1 pseudogene is annotated in these 314 nt (G+C 63.4%); it reads left to right on the top strand.

Annotated elements, in window-relative coordinates:
- Positions 1 to 157: 157 nt before the first annotated feature.
- A pseudogene (locus ACW9IR_RS29850) lies at positions 158 to 314 on the top strand (lysozyme); the annotation flags it as partial.

The raw sequence follows: 314 nt of genomic DNA, 5'->3' as shown, positions 1-314 counted from the left end.
TGGCCGGGCAACTGTCGGAACTGAACGCTGGCCAGCAGACCCTGACGGTCGCGGTGAACGACATCGGCGCCAAGGTCGGCCGCTTGCTGACCATTCTCACGGTGGTCGCTTCTGTGCTGCAGATGGTTGTGCCGGCACTGTTGCGGGTGTGGTTCCCATGAGCCTGCGTGGCAGGATTCAAGCCGGTGTGATTGCGCTGGCCAGCGCTCCCTTGGTGATCTTCCTGGGCACTTGGGAAGGCCGTGGCCAGAACACGGTCTATGCCGACAAGTTGGCCAGCGGACTGCCCACTGTCTGCAAGGGCATCACCCGAC

It is taken from the genome of Pseudomonas sp. SDT291_1_S447 (assembly GCF_054070155.1).
Note: the sequence above shows the minus strand (reverse complement) of the source record. Positions and strands in the feature narration are given on the sequence as shown.